We start from the raw sequence: 18804 nt of genomic DNA, 5'->3' as shown, positions 1-18804 counted from the left end.
GCTCCTGGAGTGTGGTGGTCCGAATGGTTTAGCGGCGGCGCTTTAGCGGCCGTAAACGTTCTGGTATCGGTCGTAGAGGGATTCAATCTTGGCTTGGTCGATGGGCAGCGGCTCGCCGAGTTGGCGGGAAATGTGGACTGTCCTGGCCACTTCCTCGCACATGACCGCAGCCTTGACGGCGTCGCGGGCGGATTTGCCGATGGTGAAGGGGCCATGGTTCTGCATGAGCACCGCGGGAGAGTTGGAGTTTTTGAGCGTCTCCACGATGCCCTGCCCGATGGAATCGTCGCCGATCAACGCGAACGGTCCCACCGGAATGGGCCCCCCGAATTCGTCGCCCATCATGGTCAGCACGCAGGGGATTTCCTCGCCGCGGGCAGCCCAGGCCGTTGCGTAGGTGGAGTGCGTGTGGACCACGCCACCCACCTCCGGCATGTGGCGGTAGACGTACGCGTGCGCGGCGGTATCCGATGACGGGGAGAGGTCCGGGTTGCCCCAGTCCACGGTCCCGGCGCTTCCGGTGTTGATGCCCCTCACAGGTGTGCCATAGAGGTCGGTGACCACCATCAGCTCGGGCGTCAGGTTGTCATAGGAGACGCCCGATGGCTTGATGACCATGAGGTCATGTCCCGGGATCCGACCCGAAACGTTGCCGGCGGTCCAAACCACAAGTTCGTACCGGGTCAGTTCGGCGTGCAACTCGCAGACTTCCTTGCGGACCTTCGCGATTGTTTCCTGAAGGGTGCTCATGCTGTGGCTCCTTCCAAGGTGCCGGACTGGGTGGCCTGGCCTTGTTGTGCTGAACCCTGTTGTGCTGAACCCTGTTGTCCTGAACCCTGGATCGCGGCGCGCTGGATGGCCTTGAGGCGGTGCATGACGTTGTTGGTGCCGCGGCCGAAGTAGTCGTGCAGAGCTTTGTATTCCTGGAAGAGGACCTCGTAGGCGGCCACGTTTTCGGGGATGGGAGTGTAAACGGCGCCGGGTGCAGCTGCCATGGCGGCGGCTGCTTCACGAATGTCCTTGTACTTCCCGGCAGCAACAGCGGCGTGGATTGCCGAGCCCAGGGCGGGACCCTGCTCGGATCCGATGGTGGAAAGCTGCAGGCCAGTGATGTCAGCGTAGACCTGCATCAGGAACTTGTTCTTCAGGAGACCACCGGCCACGATGAATTCCCTGACGGGAACACCCGAATCGCGGAACGCATCCACGATGGTGCGGGTCCCGAAAGCCGTGGCTTCCAGCAGAGCCCGGTATGTGTCCTCGGGTTTGGTGGCCAAGGTCTGGCCCACCACCACGCCGGAAAGTTCGTGGTCAACCAGCACTGATCGGTTGCCGGAATGCCAGTCCAGGGCGATCAGTCCGTGCTCGCCGATGGCCTGCTTTTCTGCGAGTCCGGTGAGGTATTCGTGGATGCCCAGGCCTTGATCTTTGGCGGCCTGGTGGTATTCCGGCGGGACCCCGTTCTTGGTGAACCAACCGAAAATGTCGCCAACTCCGGACTGGCCTGCTTCGTAGCCCCACAAGCCGTCCACGATGCCGCCGTCGACGACTCCGCACATGCCGGGGACTTCGCGGAGAACGTCCCCGTTCATTACGTGGCAGGTGGAAGTGCCCATGATCGCTACGAGCTGGCCTGGTTCAACAGCGTTCGCGGCCGGCGCGCTGACGTGGGCGTCCACGTTGCCTACTGCCACGGCGATTCCCGCCGGAAGCCCGGTCCAAGCCGCGGCTTCTTCGGTGAGGTAACCGGCGGCGTCGCCCAAGCGGCCGATGGTGTGTTCGAGTTTGCTGCTGACAAAGTCCTTGAAATCAGGATTGAGGGCAGCCAGGAAGTCCTCGGAGGGGTACTTTCCATCCTGGTAAATGCCCTTGTAGCCAGCCGTGCAGGCGTTGCGGACGTAGCTGCCGCAAAGCTGCCAAACAATCCAGTCCGCGGCCTCAACCCAGTGATCCATGGCGCCGTAGACTTCGGGATCTTCCTCGAGGAGCTGCAGCCCTTTGGCGAATTCCCATTCGGAGGAGATCAGGCCGCCATAGCGGGGAAGCCAGGACTCGCTGCGTTCTTCAGCGAGCTGGTTGATGCGGTCCGCCTGCGGCTGGGCCGCGTGGTGGCGCCACAGTTTGACGAACGCGTGCGGCCGGTCGGCGAAGCGTTCCAGTTCGTTCAGCGGCGTGCCGTCCGCCGTCGTCGGAACCATGGTGCACGCGGTGAAGTCGGTGGCGATGCCCACCACGTTTACCGGGTTGATTCCGGCATCGGCGACGGCGGCCGGTACCGCATTGCGCAGGACGTCGCGATAGTCATTGGGCACCTGGAGGGCCCAGTCGGCTGGGAGGCGCTGGCCGGTACCCGGGAGTTTTTCCGTCACGACGGCGTGCGGATACTCGAACACGCCGCTGCCGAGTTCTGCTCCGTCCGAAACGCGCACGACGACGGCGCGGCCGGACAAAGTGCCATAGTCCACGCCGACAACGAACTGCTCGTCCAGCGGGAGATTTTCAAAAGTATTCATGGGGTCTCCATCCGGCTGGCCAAGGCCTCATTGCCGGGGGTCGGGGTGGAAAAGTGAAGAAGGTCTGATGTAATTGTTAGCGCTCACAACTTTGATGTCAAGAGGGGACCATGTGGAACAGGTGCTCATGGCGGAGGTCAGGCGAAGGCGCACCCAAGTAGGTAGCGGCAGACGTCGTTTTGAGCGCTCAGAACGCGCACTGCTGCTACCTACTTGGAGGTGGGAGCCGTGGTGGAGCGGACTACCAGCCGGGGCGCCACCGTGGCAGGCGTGCCGGTGGTGCCGCTCTCCAACCGGTCCAATAGCAAGGCGATGCAGCGCTGGCCGAGCTCCTCGAAGTCCTGGGCCACCGTTGTCAACGGCGGGATGAAGTATGCCGACTCCGGTTGGTCGTCGAAGCCCACCACGCTGATGTCCTCCGGTACCTGGACGCCGAGTTCATGGAACGCTCGGAGAACGCCGAGGGCCATTTGGTCATTTGCGACAAAGAGAGCCGATACGGAGCGGTCACCGGCGATTTTCAAGCCTTCGCGGTACCCGCATTCGGCGCTCCAGTCGCCCTCGATGAGCGTCGCGGGTTCAACCCCGGCGTCTGTTAGGGCATCCCGCCAACCCTCGATGCGGGCAGCGGCGTCAATCCAATCGGAGGGCCCGGATAAGTGTCCGATCCGTTGGTGCCCCAGTTCCAAGAGATGCTCGACGGCGAGACGCGCGCCTTGCCGCTGGTCCACAGTGGCACCCGTGAGGTGTTCGTCGCCGATGGATCCCACAGCGACCATGGGGACTTGGGCGGTGATGTCTTTGAGGACACCAAAGGTCCCCGGGTGGGGCACCGTTACTACGACGCCGTCGACGCCTTGGTCCATGAAGTGCGCCATGGCGTCCTTAATGGTCTCCGGCGTCACTTCGCGCAGGGCTGCGACGCTGACGAAATAGCCCGCCTCCCTCGCCGCCTGCTGGACTCCGAGGAGCGTGTGCGATGGCCCGTACTGCGCCATTTCGCTGCCGAGTACGCCAATGGTCTGGGATCGCCGTGTTACCAGGCTTCGTGCGGCGGTGTTCCGACGGTACCCCAGCTCTGTGATGGCCTGCTCCACGCGCTCGCGGGTCTTGGAGCTCACATTGGGGTGGTTGTTCAACACCCGGGAGACGGTCTGGTGGGAGACACCTGCCACTCGGGCAACGTCCTCCATGACAGGAGGCCGGGGCGGTGCGGTTTCTTCAGTGCTCACCCTGTCACGATAGAGCACCCGCGACGTCGATCAGCTTTTGGCCACCTTGGCAGCGTAGTGGCGGTACCTCGTCAGGAATTCGGGACTCTCGGCGATATTTCCGCGAACAACCTCTGTTCCCTCGAGTGGCCATTCCGGCAAGCTCCCTGTCAGCACGCCTGCAGCTTGCCGGGCCGCGCCGTCTGCCACGTATTCTCCTGGTTCGGGGACGAACACCGGCACACCGAAGGCTGCAGCGGCGATCTGCTGGACCGCAGTCGATTGCGCACCCCCACCCACCAGGATGATGCGCTGGGCGGAGACCCCCTGTTCCTGCAAGGCGGCCAGCCCGTCGGCCAGCGAACACAACACACCCTCTACAGCGGCCCGTGCCATGTTGGCGGGAGTGTAATTGGAAACGGTGATGCCGTGGAGGGAGCCGGACGCTTCCGGCAAATTAGGGGTTCGTTCGCCCTCGAAGTATGGGACGAGGGTCAGCCCTTCGGCGCCCTCCGGAGCAGAGAGTGCCAAGTCGCCGAGCTCCGGCAGGGTGATGCCCAGTAGTGCAGCTGTGGCATCGAAGATTCTCGTCGCATTGAGCGTGCAGGCCAGCGGCAGATAGTTGCCGGTAGCGTCCGCGAAGCCTGCCACGAGCCCGCTTGCATCAAGCGCCGGGACATCTGAAACCGCGAAGACTGTCCCCGACGTTCCAATTGAAATCACTACGTCCCCGACGCTCGCACTTACTCCCAGACCTGCTGCTGCATTGTCGCCTGCACCGGGCCCGATCAGTGCCCCGCCAGGTGTCTTTCCCGCAGTTTCCAATGGCCCGGCCACAACGGGCAGGACGGGAACGTGGCCGAGCGTGTTGTTGAGGACTTCTGGAAGGTATTCGCCGCTGCTGGCAGAGTAGTAGCCCGTGCCGGAAGCATCCGAACGGTCTGTGCGGAGGAGATCCAAGGCGGCCGGCCCACTTCCGGGCCCGTGTCCGGCCAGCCGCCAGGACAGCCAATCGTGGGGTAGGCAAACCGCCGCTGTCCGTTGGGCGTTAGCGGGTTCGTTTCGGGCTAACCATCGAAGCTTGGTGGCCGTCAGCGATGCCACCGGGACGGTTCCGGTGTGCGATGCCCAGTAGGACGCGCCTGCCGTGGCATCGCCATCGCCGGCGTCAAGGATCAACGCTTCCGCGTCCGGGGCCGAGCGGGTGTCATTCCACAACAATGCGGGTCTGACAACGTCTCCGGACTCATCGAGGCACACCATGCCGTGTTGCTGACCGCCAACAGACACGGCGTCGACGTCATCCAAACCGCCTGCCTGTGCGATTGCTTCCTGGAGGGCTGACCACCAATGGTCCGGGTGAACTTCGGTGCCCTCCGGGTGGGAGGCCCGCCCTTGACGTACCAAGGCGCCAGTGGCTGAATCCCGGATGACCACTTTGCAGGACTGGGTGGAGCTGTCGATCCCGGCTACGAGAGGCATGCGCTCATTCCTTATGGGGACCGCCGCCGGGCGTCAAGGAACCCTGTAATGAGAAACCTTGGGGAGCCCGGCGGCGGGATGACGGTGGGTGGGAGTGACCTAGCGGGAGCCGAGCAGGTGCTCGATGGCCAGCTGGTTGAGGCGGACGAAGGCGAATGAGCGCTCGGCGGCCTTATCGGCGTCGAACGTGTCGAAGGCGCTGGCGTCAGCCAGCAGGTCTGCGGTGGTCTCGCCGGCGTTCAGCGTCGCCTCGCCCAATTCGAAGACGCCTGACGTGGTGAGTGCTTCCTGGACGTCCGGGTCTGCGCGGAAGGCCAGGGCGCGTTCCTTCAGCAGGAGGTACATGGACATGTTGGACTTGGCTGATTCCCAGACGCCGTCGTAACCATCGGTACGTGACGGCTTGTAGTCGAAGTGGCGCGGACCGTCGTACTTCGGACCGCCATTGGGGAAGCCGTTCTCCAGAAGGTCCACGGTGAAGAAAGCGCTGGTGAGGTCGCCGTGGCCGAAGACAAGGTCCTGATCGTACTTAATGCCGCGCTGGCCGTTGAGATCGATGTGGAAGAGCTTGCCCGCCCACAGGGCCTGGGCGATGCCGTGCGTGAAGTTCAGGCCGGCCATCTGCTCGTGGCCTGTTTCCGGGTTAAGGCCCACGATGTCGCCGTGTTCCAGCTGCGCGATGAACGCCAGGCCGTGGCCGACGGTGGGCAGGAAGATGTCGCCGCGGGGTTCGTTTGGCTTGGGCTCCAAGGCAATCCGAAGGCCGTAGCCCTTCTCCTTGATGTACCCGGCTGCGGTGTCCACGCCTTCCTTCATGCGATCCAGTGCTGCGGAAAGATCCTTGGAACCGTCATATTCGCTGCCTTCGCGGCCGCCCCACATCACGAAGGTCTCGGCACCCAGTTCCGCAGCAAGGTCAATGTTCCGGAGGATCTTGCTCAATGCAAAGCGGCGGATGGACCGGTCGTTCGAGGTGAACCCGCCATCCTTGAACACCGGGTGGCTGAACAGGTTGGTGGTGACCATAGGCGTTTTCAGGCCGGTCTCTGCCAAGGCTGCCTTGAAGTTCTTCAGGATCAGGTCCCGCTCGGACGCCGTGGCATCAAAGGGAATCAAGTCATTGTCGTGGAACGTGATGCCATAGGCGCCAAGCTCGCTGAGCTTGTGAACAGCTTCCACCGGATCCAGGGCGGGACGGGTGGCGACGCCGAACGGATCGGCGCCGGTCCATCCAACGGTCCAAAGGCCAAAGGTGAAGCGGTCCTGCGGGGTGGGCTGCGGGGTCATTTTGCTCCTTTGCAAAGCACTGGGGAAGAACTTGAAGAAAAGCACTCCAATTAGTTTTCAATCTGAACTATATGGTGGATGATGGATCATGGTCAATGGAAGCCGGCAAAAATTTCTTAGAATCTGCAAGGAGGTCCCGCGCCAGTGAATGAGCAGACCGCACCCGGACGCGTAGGTGACGTCCGCCGTCGAAATCTTTCATTGGTGATGGACTCCATTGCCCGAACAGGAGAAGGCAAGCCCAGCCGCGCGCAGTTGGCCGCGGGAACCGGACTGACCAAAGCGGCGGTTTCCAGCCTGGTCGCCGACCTCGTTGAGTCCGGGCTGGTCTCGGAAGTGGGCCTTTACCGGGACGGGGAGCGGGGACGGCCCGGCCAGGGCTTGGAACTCAGCGCCCGCCGTGGCGTAGTGGGCATGGAGATCAACGTGGACTACTTGGCCGTGGGCCTCGTGGACCTGGGAGGAAATCTCCGATTCCACTCGACTGTTGAATCGCGAAACCGGGGCCTGGCGCCTGAAAAGGTCATGGAACGCCTGGGTTGCCTGGCCGACGAAGCAATAGCCGCTGCGGCCGCTGCGGACATCTCGATCCTCGGCGGCGGGCTGGCGGTTCCGGGTTTGGTGGATGAGCAGCGCAACCTTGTGTTGTCCGCTCCAAACCTGCACTGGGAGCACGAAGCGCTGAATCCGCAGGACCTGCTGGAAGGCGCACCGCTTGGCGTCAGGTTGTCCAACGAGGCCAACAGTGCAGCACTCGGAGAGCTTTGGTATGGCGCAGGTCGGCCGGACTTCCTCTATGTTTCGGGGGAGGTGGGTGTTGGCGGGGGCGTCATTATCGGTTCGGAACTTTACACCGGACCTGGCGGATCAGCCGGCGAACTTGGCCACATCGTCGTCCACCCTGACGGGCCTGCTTGCTCCTGCGGTGGGGCGGGGTGCTTGGAAACCTTTGCCGGCCAGGAAGCCATTTTCGAGGCGGCCGGCATCCCCGAAGGATCGCTGGGTGGGCGTACGGAACTGCTGCTGGCGGCCTTGGCTGCCCGGGAACCGCGGGCCACGCGGGCGGTTCACGACGCCGGGAGGTACTTGGGCGTCGCGCTCGCCTCGTCTGCCCGGCTGATGGATATCGAAGCCGTAGTCCTCGGGGGGCACTTTGCCGTGCTTGCGGAATGGCTCAGGCCGGCGCTGCTCAGCAGTTTGGAGCGTTACGCGCCCGGTCTGCTGGATCCGGGCAACCTGGCAGTGTCTGCCCTTGAACATTCCGGAACGCTCCTTGGCGCTGCCGGCCAAGTGATCCGCTCAGTGATTGAGTCGCCGTTCGAGTTCCTGCTGGCGAGCAAGCTGGCTTAGGCCAGTCCAATGCGGTCCGCGATAATCTTCCGGGGCCGAAGGTCCTGATTGGCGTGGATTAACCGGCGTGGGTTCTTCCGAATGAATCATCAGCATGCTTACTATTGATGGGTCAGTTGTTCGCGCAAAATACCCAAACGGACGAGTGCCCCATGACTACACAAGACTCAGCCCACACCAGCACAGCCAAGGCGCAGAGTGCTCCGTCCCCCGAGGACTCACGCAAGCCGGACAGTCCCAATGACCTGGTGAAGCCCACGTGGATGTACGTTGCCAAGAGGACGTTGCGGGAGTTCACCAAGGATCAGTGTCCGGATGCGGCGGCAGGTCTGACCTACTACGCTGTCCTCTCGCTGTTTCCCGCGCTCCTGGCCTTGGTTTCGCTGATTGGCATCTTTGGCGACGCCGGACGCACAACATCGGCGCTGCTGGACATTGTCCAACAGTTCGCACCGGGGCCGGGCGTTGACGCCATGCGCCAGCCGATCGAGGAACTCACGCAGTCCAACACGGCAGGGCTGGCGTTGGTTTTCGGTATTCTGGTGGCGCTTTGGTCGGCCTCCGGCTACACCACAGCTTTCAGCCGGGCCATGAACCGGGTGTATGAAGTGGACGAGGGCCGCGGCTTCGTCAAACTGCGCGGCACGATGCTCGCCGTCACTATCGTTGCCGTCGTCGGTGCAGCCATCGCCGCAGCCATGCTGGTCCTCAGCGGCCCCGTGGCCGAGGCTATCGGAGGCGCCATCGGGTTGTCGGAGACCGCCCTCACCGTTTGGAACATCGCCAAGTGGCCGGTCCTCATCATTATCGTGGTCGCGATCATCGCGGTGCTCTACTACTTCACTCCCAACGTCAAGCAGCCCAAGTTCCGTTGGATGAGCATGGGCTCCCTGATCGCCCTGGTGATTTTCGCACTGGCATCGCTGGGCTTCGGCTTCTACGTTGCCAACTTCAGCAACTACAACAAGACGTACGGCGCCCTGGCAGGGGTCATCATCATGCTGCTGTGGCTCTGGATCCTGAACATGTCCCTACTGTTCGGTGCAGAGTTCGACGCCGAGATGGAACGCGGACGCCAACTGCAGGGCGGCATTGAGGCCGAAGAAAGCATCCAGCTTCCGCCGCGCGATACCAAGAAGAGCGACAAGATGCAGGAGAAGGAAGAAGAAGTAGTTCGCCGCGGTGAGGAACTTCGCGAAACCCACGGTGACGAGCCGAAAAAGAACAGGTAGCGGCAATGGAGGATCTGGCCATGGCACCCGGTGCAGGGAGCAAGAAGCTCAAGACCATTAAGAACGGCGACAGCGTCCGGATCAGTGGTGAGGTTTTCCAAGTCAACTCCGTCGAACCCCAGGACGGCTCGCGGAACATCAGCTTGGAATTGGAAGGGCTCGACGGCGGGTTGGTCACCCTTATCGGCCTGCCGAAGGCCAAAGTGCAGCTCGCTGCGCGAGCCTCCTGAATCCGGGCCAGTGGCGGGTTGAAGGCTCAGGCTTCGGCGGGAAAGCCTTGATCTGCGTCATCCCACCAGCCCTCCCAGGCGCTTGAGGTCAGGCGCTTCGTGGCAATGGCGGGGGAGTGCCCGGGGCTGGATTCGCCGGACGGGCCGCTGTGGCTGCCGCTTGCGTCGAGGACAAAATTCAGGGTCTTCAAGAGCATCATGGTGGTGTCCTTTCAGTGGTTTCGTGGACGTCTTTGTCCAGGTAAAACCAGCGTAGGCGGCCATTGTTTCCTCTCGTCGACACAATGTTTCAGCTGTGTACCACTTATCTCACCTGCGCACTCCACGACTTATAGCGGACACAAATAGGGGTGTGCCGTCACCACCTTCTTTGGACCCGGGACTGCGGCGACACACCCCCAATGCGGCGTGTCCGGGCAGTTTCAGAATCAAAGTGAGTGGTGGTCGTACCTTCGCAGCAGCCAAGCACGCTAAAAGATGCGACGGCGGCGCTCGCGGGCCCCCGCCGTCGAGCCTTTTCCGGCAGCGGGGATGGCGAACGTCATGCAAAGCCCATTGCGCCTCCGAAAGCGACTCCCGCCGCCGGAATCCCAGTGTCGCGGCATTTACGCGTGGCGCGGATGGAGAGGACTCGGCCACGAGATGCTGGAAAGAGGGTGCGCCGTCACCACCTTCTTCGGACCCGGGACTGCGGCGACACACCCGCAATGCGGCGTGTCCGGGCAGTTTCAGGAATCAAAGTGAGTGGTGGCCGCACCTTCGCAGTGATAGCTGTGGCCCGGAGGAACATGGGTGGCAAAAAAGCGGGCCCCCGCCGTGACCTTGGCAGGAACCCGCTGGCTTTTGGAGCGATCCTCCCGCGGAGCTTAGGGCATCCGCGGGAGGATCACGTTGTTACGCGAACGGGAGGACGAGCTCCGCATAGCGCTGCTTCATGGTTTCCAAGACTGTGTCGCCGTCGGCGTCCCAAATGTCCTGGTTAAAGATTTCAACTTCGATGTCGCCCGTGTATCCGGCGTCCCTGACCCAGGTGCCGATGGTCGCGAAGTCGATGACGCCGTCGCCCATCATGCCGCGGGACAACAGCGCGTCCGCAGCGATCGGCAGGTTGAAGTCGCACACCTGGTAGGAAGCGATGCGGTTTTCGCGGCCGGCACGTTCAATCTGAGCCCTCAGCTCCGGATCCCACCAGACGTGGAAGGTGTCGACGGCGACGCCGACCGCCTTCGCGTCGTACGGCGCGGCGAGATCGAGGGCCTGGCCAAGGGTGGAGATGAGCGCGCGGTCTGCGGCGTACATCGGGTGCAGGGGTTCCAGCACCAGCCGTACACCGTTCTCGGAAGCGAACGGGACTAGTTCCTCCAGTCGGTCGGCGACGCGCTGGCGTGCAGCGACGACGTCCTTCTCACCCGGAGCGAGCCCACCAACCACCAGGAACAGCTCCTGGGTGTCCAGCGCTACTGCTTCGCGGACGGCCTCGAAGTTGTCGGCGAGGGCTGCGGCCTGCCCTTCAGCATCGGCCGCAGTGAGAAAGCCGCCGCGGCACAGCGAGGAGACCCGGAGGCCTGCGTCCTTGATGAGCTTGGCTGCCTTATCCAGTCCGGCCTCGGCCACCCGGTCACGCCACGGTCCGATCGCGGGGATGCCGGCGCGGGCGCATCCATCCACAGCCTCAGCAAGCGTCCACTTCTTGGTGGTGGCGCTGTTCAGCGACAGGCGGGAGAAGTCCGCGCTCATGCGCCCACCCCGTTGATCCGCAGGAAGTCAGACATCCGGAACGCGGCCAGTGACGGATCCTTCAGCAGGCCGGCTTGGTCGGCCAGTTCGAAGGTCTTGGCCAAGTGCAGCACCGAACGGCCAGAGTGCAGGCCGCCCACCATCTGGAAACCGGGCTGCTTGCCATTGAGCCAGGACATGAAGGCAATACCGGTCTTGTAGTAGAAAGTGGGTGCGCTGAAGATGTGCTTTCCGAGCTCACGGGTGGAGTCCAGGATCGCGCGCCCTTCGCTGCCTTGACCGGCGTCGTACTTCTGCAAGGCCACCGAAGCGGCAGGGTAGATGGCGGCGAAGATGCCCAGCAGGGCGTCCGAGTGGTGGGTCTCGTCGCCGTCGATCAGCTCCGGGTAGTTGAAGTCGTCGCCCGTGTAGAGGCGGACTTCTCCCGGAAGTGCGGCGCGGAGAGCCACCTCGTGCGAGGCGTCCAGCAGCGAAACCTTCACGCCATCGACCTTGTCCGCGTGCTCGCGGATCAGGCTGAGGAACGTTTCGGTGGCCACAGAGACGTCGTCGGAACCCCAGTATCCGGCCAGTGCGGGGTCGAACATGGTGCCGAGCCAGTGCAGGATGACGGGCTGATCCACTTCCTGCAGGAGTGTCGAGTAGACGTGCAGGTAGTCGTCAGCACCGCTTGCAACCTTGGCCAAGGCGCGGGACGCCATGAGGATGACCTTGGGGCCGGCCTCACTGACGACGGCGATCTGCTCACGGTAGGCGTCGATGACGGCCTGGATACCAGCTGCACCCTCGGGAAGCACAGCGATGTCCAGCTGATCGGTGCCCGCGCCGCATGAGACGAGATCGCGGACGGACTTGCCGGAAATGGCGGCGTCGCCCGCCGCAACAACGGATGCGGCTTCTGCGCCGGTGCGCTTGATGAGCTGCTGGGTGGCTGCCCAGTCCAAGCCCATGCCGCGCTGCGCGGTGTCCATGGCATCGGCGACACCCAGGCCGTAGGACCACAACTCGTGCCGGTAAGCGAGGGTGGCGTCCCAGTCGAGCTGCGCCGGTGCGCCGGGAGTGTTGTCCGCGGCGACCTCGGGGATGACGTGGGCTGCTGCATAGGCGCGGCGGGCCGTCAAAGGAGCGGTCGGCTTGGCCCACGATGTGGCTGCCTGAAGGCGGTACTCGCGGGTGCCGCCGTCGTTGGTGGGAAGAATCAGTGACGTCATTAGAGGGTGATCTCCGGGATGTCGATGGTGCGGCGCTCAGCGGAGGACTGCAGGCCGAGCTCGGCCAGCTGGACCCCGCGTGCTGCGGAAAGCAGCCCGAAGCGGTGCTCGCGGCCAGCCACGACGTCCCGCAGGAATTCTTCCCACTGCAGTTTGAAGCCGTTGTCCAGTTCAGCGTTGGCCGGGACTTCCTGCCACTGGCTGCGGAAGGATTCGGTGACGGGCAGGTCCGGGTTCCAGACGGGCTTGGGGGTGTGGGCGCGCTGCTGCGCAACGCACTTGTTCAAACCGGCGACGGCGGAACCGTGCGTGCCGTCGATCTGGAACTCAACCAGTTCGTCGCGGTAGACGCGGACGGCCCAGGAGGAGTTGATCTGGCCGATGACGTCGTCGCCCCCCGGGGTTTCGAGTTCGAAGATGCCGTAGGAGGCGTCGTCAGCGGTGGCCTTGTATTCCTTTCCGGCTTCGTCCCAACGTGCGGGGATGTGCGTGGCAGTCTTGGAGTTGACGCTCTTGACCTTGCCGATGATCCCTTCAAGGACGTAGTTCCAGTGGCAGAACATGTCCGTGGTCATTCCGCCACCGTCTTCTTTGCGGTAGTTCCAGGACGGACGCTGCGCAGCCTGGACGTCACCTTCGAAGACCCAATAGCCGAATTCGCCACGGATGGAGAGGATGCGGCCGAAGAAGCCTTCGTCCACCAGGCGGCGGAGCTTGACCAGGCCGGGAAGGTAAAGCTTGTCGTGCACGACGCCAGCAGTTACGCCGGCTTCCTTGCCGATCTGTGCCAGCTCGATGGCTTCTTCAAGGGTCTCTGCCGTGGGCTTCTCGGTGAAGATGTGCTTGCCGGCGCGCATGGCCTTCTTCAGGGTGGCGGCGCGGAGGCTGGTCATGGAGGCGTCAAAGACGATGTCCACGGTGGGATCGGCGATGACGGCGTCGAGATCCGTGGTCCATTCGGAAACCTTGTGGAGTTCGGCTAGTTCGCGGATCTTGGCTTCATTGCGGCCAACGAGGATCGGCTCGACCTGAACCTTGGTGCCGTCTTCCAGGGTGAAGCCGCCGGCGTCGCGGATGGGCAGGATGGAACGCAGCAAGTGCTGGCGGTAGCCCATACGGCCGGTGATGCCGTTCATGGCGATGCGGATCGTCTTTGTTTCGTAGCCCATGTTTTCTCCAGTGCCTTGTGTGCCGGTCGCTCTGCGGTTGCCGGTGCTTGCAGTTCTTGGTGTGGGAAAGCGCATTCCCGCTGCAATCGATCATGCACCATGGCGCGCCGTGTTGGCAAGCGCTTTCCCAAAAATGGTGGAAGACTGCCATAATTTTCTTAGCGCCAGTCCCGACGCTTGCAGAAAAGGAGGGCCCCGTGGCCGCCAGCACACTGAGTGAAGTTGCCCGATTAGCCGGGGTCTCCCTTGCCACGGCATCGCGGGTCCTCAACGGCTCGTCCCGTAAGCCGGCTGAGGATATCGCGGAGCGCGTCCGCGAAGCCGCCGACAAGCTCGGCTATGTTCCCAACGCGCAGGCGCAGGCCCTGGCGAAGTCGAGCTCGGGATTGATCGGCCTCATTGTTCACGACATTGCCGACCCCTACTTCTCCGCCATCGCCCGCGGGGTCCAGGAAGCAGCCCGCCAGCAAAACCGCATGGTGTTGCTGGCCAGCACATCCGGCGCCGCGCAGGACGAAAAAGAAGCAGTAGCCGCGTTCGCCGCCCGACGTGCCGACTCCATCGTGATCGCCGGCTCGCGGTCCGTGCGCGCCGAGGACAAGCAAGGCAACATCGAACTCGCCGCGGAACTGGACCGCTACTGCCGCAATGGCGGACATGTGGGGGTTGTTGGCCACCCGGTGGTTGGCGCCTCCACTACAGAGGGCTACCACGTGGTTGAAGTCCCCAATGAGGAGCTCGCAGCCGGCCTTGCCGTGGAATTGGCCGCTACGCATGGTGGTGAATTCCTCATCGTTGCGGGCCCCGAAGGGCTGTACACCTCCGACGACCGGGTCCGCGGCTTTCAGCGGGGTCTCGCAGACGCTGGAAGACCCGCAGCAGAGATCATCCGTACCGGCTTCAACCGCGCTGGAGGATACGACGCCGGGCCCGCACTCGCCGAGCGGATCCAGGCCTCCGAAAAACGGCTCTGCATCTTCGCCGTGAACGACGTCATGGCCATTGGAGTTACCGCTGCTCTCCGGCCCGAAGGCATATGGATTCCCCGGGATGCCACCATCGCGGGTTTTGACGACATCGAAACCCTCCGCGACTTCCGCCCTGCCTTGTCCACGGTGCACCTGCCGTTGGAGGACATCGGCCGCCTGGCCGCCGGCGACCCTGACACCGCGCCGGTCAGCGGCGCGGTGAAACTCCGCCGCAGCACGGAAACTCCGGTGGAATCGCAAGTCTGACCAGGTCAGAAGTCATAACCGTCGTGGAGGTCAAGGCACAACGGCCCTATTTCAGCGGATGGGCTGGACTGAGCAGCCGGCGCTAGTCCTCGCCCAGTGTGATCGTGTGCAGGAAAGCGGCGTCGTTGAGGACGTTTTCCGGCAGGTCATCCTCAACGAATTCCAGCATGATGTCCATATCCTTGCCGTTGCCGCGCAGGACATCGGTGACTGTCTGCCACAGCAGCTTCCGGTTCCGCAGTGGAAAGCGCTCGGCTTCGGGTCCCCAGGAGAAACAATGCACGCCCGCCAGGTGCGGCAAGACTTCGTGGAGGGACTCAAGCGCCTGTTTATCCGAAAGTCCGACGGCGGGCTGCCAGTAGGTGCCGACGTTGGGGTGATTCACCCGGTTCAGTAAGTCGAGGGTAGTGGCGGGGGAGTCGGTAAGGGTGTTGCCGTGGTACTCGAATGCGATGGCGATGCCGCGGGCGGCCGCCAGATCGGCAATACGCCGGGTGTCCTGGACCACTGCATCCCAGTGGTCCTCGTTGGCCCCAGCCGAGCCAAGTTCCCCGGCCCACACGCGGATCCGGGGAGCGCCAAGCCCTGTGGCAAGGTCCAGCGCGCGGCCAAAGTCCTCGAACGCGCCGCAGCGGTAGTACGAGCCGAGCGAGAGGACGCTGAGTCCGGCCGCCACCGTGGCTTCCTTGGCGTGCGCCGCTGACTCGGAATCGCTGACGTGCACATCGGTACCCCACTCGATCCCGGCCAAGCCTGCGTCCGAAGAAATTCGGACCACATCGTCTATCCCCTGCGAACGGAGAGTGACGGAACAGATGCCTGGCGTGAGGTCAGCCAGCGTAGTGAGGTCGATCATGGTCACAGGATATCGGGAATGCGCTTACCCAGTAAGGGCGTATCGCCTGTTGAACACATTTGTTCCCGACTCCCGCCGTGCGCACCCCCTTGGGCACCAAAGCCGCACCCGTTCCCGCCGTGCGCACCCCCTGGGCACCAAAGCCGCACCCGTTCCCGCCGTGCGCACCCCCTGGGCACCAAAGCCGCACCCGTTCCCGCCGTGCGCACCAGAGGTTACTGGTGCAAAGCGCGGAAAGTGCGAGAACGCGCCAAGTCAGCCATGACAGTGACCGCGCACTTCCCCGCGCTACAGATTGATCCAGTATCGTCGGATCGATTCGGTGACACCCAGCTCCGGGGCGAAGCTCGCTGGAGGGCGGACGCTCTCAAGGACGCCTCCGCACGACTCGATGGTGCGGGCGGACGCCACATTGGGCTGCTTGCAGGTCACCAGCACGCGCTCCATTCCGAGCGTGCGCCCTTCTTCCATGGCCCCCTTCAAGGCAAACTTGGCGAGGCCCTGGCCTCTTGCGCTTGGCCTTATTCCGTAGCCGATGTGTCCGCCCACCTCGGTCAGGTATTCGTTCGCGAGTGCGTGCCTCAGGCTGACGGAGCCCAGGTAGGTAGCATCCCGAACCACCCAAATGGTGCTTTGGTTGGCCAACCCCTCGGGCGGCCGGAAGCTTTGCCTGGGCAATTCGTGCAGTACTTCAACCCATTTCGCGAAGTCACTGCTGTCGCGAAGATCCAAGTCGTATTTCGCTGCCACAAAGGCCGCAGAACCGTCCTGGTCGAGGGTTCCCCACTCGTCAAAACTTTCCAGCCAGGAGGTATGGAAACTTGCCGACGGTGTAGTGAGCTTGTGAATCATTCGGTGAGCCTACTACGCCCACTAGCTCGACTTACTCAGCGTCCTGCCCATGATGGCCTGCGTGAGGGCATCGATGACCTCGGCGTTGGCCAGGGGATTCCGGATCAGGGTGAAGTCGACGTCGCCTACCGGCGGGAGCCCGAAACGTTGCGTGATGACCTTCAGGTCCTCGGGCACCAGCGACGCCGGCATCACGGCAACTCCGATGCCGGCACGAACGGCCGCGAGCACTCCGCTGATCTGCTTGGTGCTACAGGTGATCCGCCAGGTCCTGCCTTCGGCTTCCAGTGCATCAATGGCCAGTTTTCGGCTCAGGCTTGGCGCTGGGTAGGCGATGAGTGGGACGGGCGCCCCGGGTTCCAGTACGGTCTGCTCGACGCCGACCCAGGCGAAATTGTCGTGCCGGACCACCGTGCCTTCCTTTGCTCCGGCCACCCATTTCACGAACACAAGGTCCAGCTGGCCGGCATTGAGTCGCTTGTACAGCTGGTCACTTTGGCTGACGGTGAGCTCCAAGTTGATCTGGGGGTACAACTGTCGGAACTCGCGGAGGATCCGGGGGAGGCCGGTGATGGCGAGGTCGTCTGCGGTGCCGAACCGGAGGCGCCCTCTCATGGCCGAACCGGAAAAGTAGCGGGCGGCGGAGTCGTGGGCGGCAAGGATGCTGCGGGCAAAACCGGCCATGGCGTCGCCGTTGTCGGTGAGCCGGACCTCGCGGGTATCGCGGGCAACCAGCACCCGCTTGGCAGCGGCCTCAAGCTTGCGGACATGCTGGCTGACGGTGGGCTGTGCGAGCCCAAGGCGTTCCGCAGCTTTGGTGAAACTCAGCGTTTCTGCGACGGCCAAAAAGGAACGGAGCTGGACAGGTTCGAACACGGAACTCCTAAAGCGCAGGTCAGCGCCGGGCCGGAGTACTGCGCCCTTGCAGCATGGTCATTGCGTTCCGCAATGCTAGTTATAGGCGCAATACGCTTCCATAATTGCTGCTCGTAACCCTAGCGTTAAACGCATCCCACCGAAACTCTCCATCCGAGGACTACCTTTGGCACCCCCACCGCCTTCAGCGGCAAACGTCAGCCAGCCCGTCATCGATTCTCTATCCGCACCTCAGCCCGCGGACACCGTCACCCAGCCACTCGCCGTCGTGAGTGAAAAGCTGCCCTGGCGGCATACCTTCATCTCCCTGAAGGTCCCCAACTTCAGGATCTTCGCGATCGGTCATTTCATCGCCGTGATCGCGATCTGGATGCAGCGCATCGCCCAAGATTGGATGGTGCTGCAGCTTTCCGGTTCCGTCACCGCCGTCGGAATTACTGTGGCATTGCAGTTCATGCCTTCGCTTTTCCTTGGCCCGTGGGGCGGCATGATTGCCGACCGCTTTGCCAAGCGAAAGATCCTCATCATCTGCCAATCCGCGGCCGCCGTGCTCGCGGCCGCGTTGGCGGTGCTCTCCCTGAGCCAACGCGTCGAAGTGTGGCATGTGTACGTCATCGCCCTGCTTTTGGGCTTCGTGACGGTTCTGGACCAGCCGGCCCGGCAGGTTTTCGTCAATGAGCTCGTCGGCCCCAAATACCTCCGGAATGCCATCAGCGTTAACTCCACGACGTTCCAGCTCGGCGGACTGATCGGTCCCGCCTTGGCCGGTGTGCTGCTCACCGCGGTTGGTGCCGGATGGGCCTTCGCGGCGAACGCCGTGGCCTGCTGCTCAACTGTTGCCATGCTGTTGATCCTCCGCAAGGATCAGTTGCACCTCAGCCAGCCGACCCCTCGCAAGAAGGGAATGCTCCGCGAAGGACTCAACTACGCGCTCAGCAAGCCCACAATCTACTGGCCGTGGTTGATGGCCGGTTTCGTGGCAGTTTTCGCCATGAGCCTGCCGGTGCTGCTGGCCGCCTTCGCGGACAACGTGTACGACGCCGGCGCCGGAGGCTACGGCCTGCTGAACGCCATGGTTGCGCTCGGTGCGCTGATGGGGGCGGTGGCGTCCACACGGCGTCGCCAGTTGCGGTTGCGCTCGGTGGTGACGTCGGCGGGGTTGTACGGGCTCATGCTCTGTGCGTCATCGCTGATGCCGTCCATGGTGTGGTTCAGCGTCACCATGGTCCTCGCCGGATTCTGGTGCCTCATGTTCCTTACAGCGGCCAACCAAATGGTGCAGACCAGCTCCAACATGAGCATCCGCGGCCGCGTCATGAGCCTGTACCTAGTGGTGCTGATCGGTGGGCAGGCAATCGGCGGCCCCATGATGGGTTGGCTCGCCGAGCACCTCGGTCCCCACCTTGCCGTCCTGATCTCCGGTGGCGTGCCGGCCATCGCGGCTGCGGTTGTCGCCGTCATACTGGCCCGGAAGTCATCCCTGCACATCAAAGTGGACCTGCGCGATCGGCGTCGGGTGCTGCGGATCGTGCAGGAGCCGCAGCCGGCTTAACCAGGATGAAG

17 protein-coding genes are annotated in these 18804 nt (G+C 63.3%); 5 read left to right on the top strand and 12 right to left on the bottom strand.

Annotated features, from left to right (window positions below):
• Positions 1–42: 42 nt before the first annotated feature.
• The 5 genes from ACNAOT_RS20615 to xylA form a co-directional block, all read right to left on the bottom strand.
• Complete coding sequence (locus ACNAOT_RS20615; protein WP_420179202.1) at positions 43–750, bottom strand: L-ribulose-5-phosphate 4-epimerase; 708 nt, start codon at positions 748–750, stop codon at positions 43–45.
• Complete coding sequence (gene araB / locus ACNAOT_RS20610; RefSeq protein ID WP_420179201.1) at positions 747–2513, bottom strand: ribulokinase; 1767 nt, start codon at positions 2511–2513, stop codon at positions 747–749. The genes ACNAOT_RS20615 and araB overlap by 4 nt, the downstream gene beginning before the upstream one ends.
• 209 nt (positions 2514–2722) lie before the next feature.
• A complete protein-coding gene (locus ACNAOT_RS20605) occupies positions 2723–3706 on the bottom strand; it encodes a LacI family DNA-binding transcriptional regulator (protein WP_420181206.1) in 984 nt (327 codons plus the stop codon).
• Between the two features lie 69 nt (positions 3707–3775).
• Positions 3776–5206: a xylulokinase gene (locus ACNAOT_RS20600; protein WP_420179200.1), complete on the bottom strand. Its 1431-nt coding sequence runs from the start codon at positions 5204–5206 to the stop codon at positions 3776–3778.
• Between the two features lie 99 nt (positions 5207–5305).
• Complete coding sequence (xylA, locus tag ACNAOT_RS20595) at positions 5306–6493, bottom strand: xylose isomerase (RefSeq protein ID WP_420179199.1); 1188 nt, start codon at positions 6491–6493, stop codon at positions 5306–5308.
• Positions 6494–6637: 144 nt separating this feature from the next.
• Here xylA and ACNAOT_RS20590 point away from each other — a divergent pair, with 144 nt between their 5' ends.
• From ACNAOT_RS20590 to ACNAOT_RS20580, 3 genes are all read left to right on the top strand, one after another.
• Positions 6638–7843 carry an ROK family transcriptional regulator gene (locus ACNAOT_RS20590; RefSeq protein WP_420179198.1) on the top strand — a complete coding sequence of 402 codons (1206 nt, stop codon included), beginning with the start codon at positions 6638–6640 and terminating at the stop codon, positions 7841–7843.
• A 152-nt stretch (positions 7844–7995) separates the two neighbouring features.
• Positions 7996–9075 carry a YihY/virulence factor BrkB family protein gene (locus tag ACNAOT_RS20585; RefSeq protein WP_420179197.1) on the top strand — a complete coding sequence of 360 codons (1080 nt, stop codon included), beginning with the start codon at positions 7996–7998 and terminating at the stop codon, positions 9073–9075.
• Between the two features lie 20 nt (positions 9076–9095).
• Positions 9096–9305, top strand: a complete 210-nt coding sequence (locus ACNAOT_RS20580) for a hypothetical protein (protein WP_420179196.1) — start codon at positions 9096–9098, stop codon at positions 9303–9305.
• A 26-nt stretch (positions 9306–9331) separates the two neighbouring features.
• On the opposite strand, the gene ACNAOT_RS20575 is transcribed toward ACNAOT_RS20580, so the two are convergent.
• The 4 genes from ACNAOT_RS20575 to ACNAOT_RS20560 form a co-directional block, all read right to left on the bottom strand.
• A complete protein-coding gene (locus tag ACNAOT_RS20575) occupies positions 9332–9505 on the bottom strand; it encodes a hypothetical protein (RefSeq protein WP_420179195.1) in 174 nt (57 codons plus the stop codon).
• 694 nt (positions 9506–10199) lie between these two features.
• A complete protein-coding gene (locus ACNAOT_RS20570; RefSeq protein ID WP_420179194.1) occupies positions 10200–11042 on the bottom strand; it encodes a sugar phosphate isomerase/epimerase family protein in 843 nt (280 codons plus the stop codon).
• Entirely contained in the window at positions 11039–12253 is a 1215-nt protein-coding gene (locus tag ACNAOT_RS20565) for a dihydrodipicolinate synthase family protein (protein WP_420179193.1), read from the bottom strand. The genes ACNAOT_RS20570 and ACNAOT_RS20565 overlap by 4 nt, the downstream gene beginning before the upstream one ends.
• Entirely contained in the window at positions 12253–13422 is a 1170-nt protein-coding gene (locus tag ACNAOT_RS20560; RefSeq protein ID WP_420179192.1) for a Gfo/Idh/MocA family protein, read from the bottom strand. Before ACNAOT_RS20560 ends, ACNAOT_RS20565 begins: the two co-directional genes overlap by 1 nt.
• Before the next feature lie 197 nt (positions 13423–13619).
• On the opposite strand from ACNAOT_RS20560, the gene ACNAOT_RS20555 reads away from it, so the two are divergent.
• Positions 13620–14657, top strand: a complete 1038-nt coding sequence (locus tag ACNAOT_RS20555) for a LacI family DNA-binding transcriptional regulator (RefSeq protein ID WP_420179191.1) — start codon at positions 13620–13622, stop codon at positions 14655–14657.
• A gap of 82 nt (positions 14658–14739) precedes the next feature.
• On the opposite strand, the gene ACNAOT_RS20550 is transcribed toward ACNAOT_RS20555, so the two are convergent.
• From ACNAOT_RS20550 to ACNAOT_RS20540, 3 genes are all read right to left on the bottom strand, one after another.
• Positions 14740–15513: a sugar phosphate isomerase/epimerase family protein gene (locus ACNAOT_RS20550; RefSeq protein ID WP_420179190.1), complete on the bottom strand. Its 774-nt coding sequence runs from the start codon at positions 15511–15513 to the stop codon at positions 14740–14742.
• A gap of 288 nt (positions 15514–15801) precedes the next feature.
• Positions 15802–16365 carry a GNAT family N-acetyltransferase gene (locus ACNAOT_RS20545; RefSeq protein ID WP_420179189.1) on the bottom strand — a complete coding sequence of 188 codons (564 nt, stop codon included), beginning with the start codon at positions 16363–16365 and terminating at the stop codon, positions 15802–15804.
• A gap of 21 nt (positions 16366–16386) precedes the next feature.
• Complete coding sequence (locus ACNAOT_RS20540; protein ID WP_144649178.1) at positions 16387–17241, bottom strand: LysR substrate-binding domain-containing protein; 855 nt, start codon at positions 17239–17241, stop codon at positions 16387–16389.
• Between the two features lie 166 nt (positions 17242–17407).
• On the opposite strand from ACNAOT_RS20540, the gene ACNAOT_RS20535 reads away from it, so the two are divergent.
• The gene (locus tag ACNAOT_RS20535) at positions 17408–18793 is read left to right on the top strand and encodes an MFS transporter (RefSeq protein WP_420179188.1); all 1386 of its coding nucleotides are present in this window, start codon (positions 17408–17410) and stop codon (positions 18791–18793) included.
• Positions 18794–18804: the final 11 nt, after the last annotated feature.

It is taken from the genome of Paenarthrobacter sp. TA1.8, assembly GCF_048595705.1.
Lineage (GTDB): Bacteria > Actinomycetota > Actinomycetes > Actinomycetales > Micrococcaceae > Arthrobacter > Arthrobacter nitroguajacolicus.
Note: the sequence above shows the minus strand (reverse complement) of the source record. Positions and strands in the feature narration are given on the sequence as shown.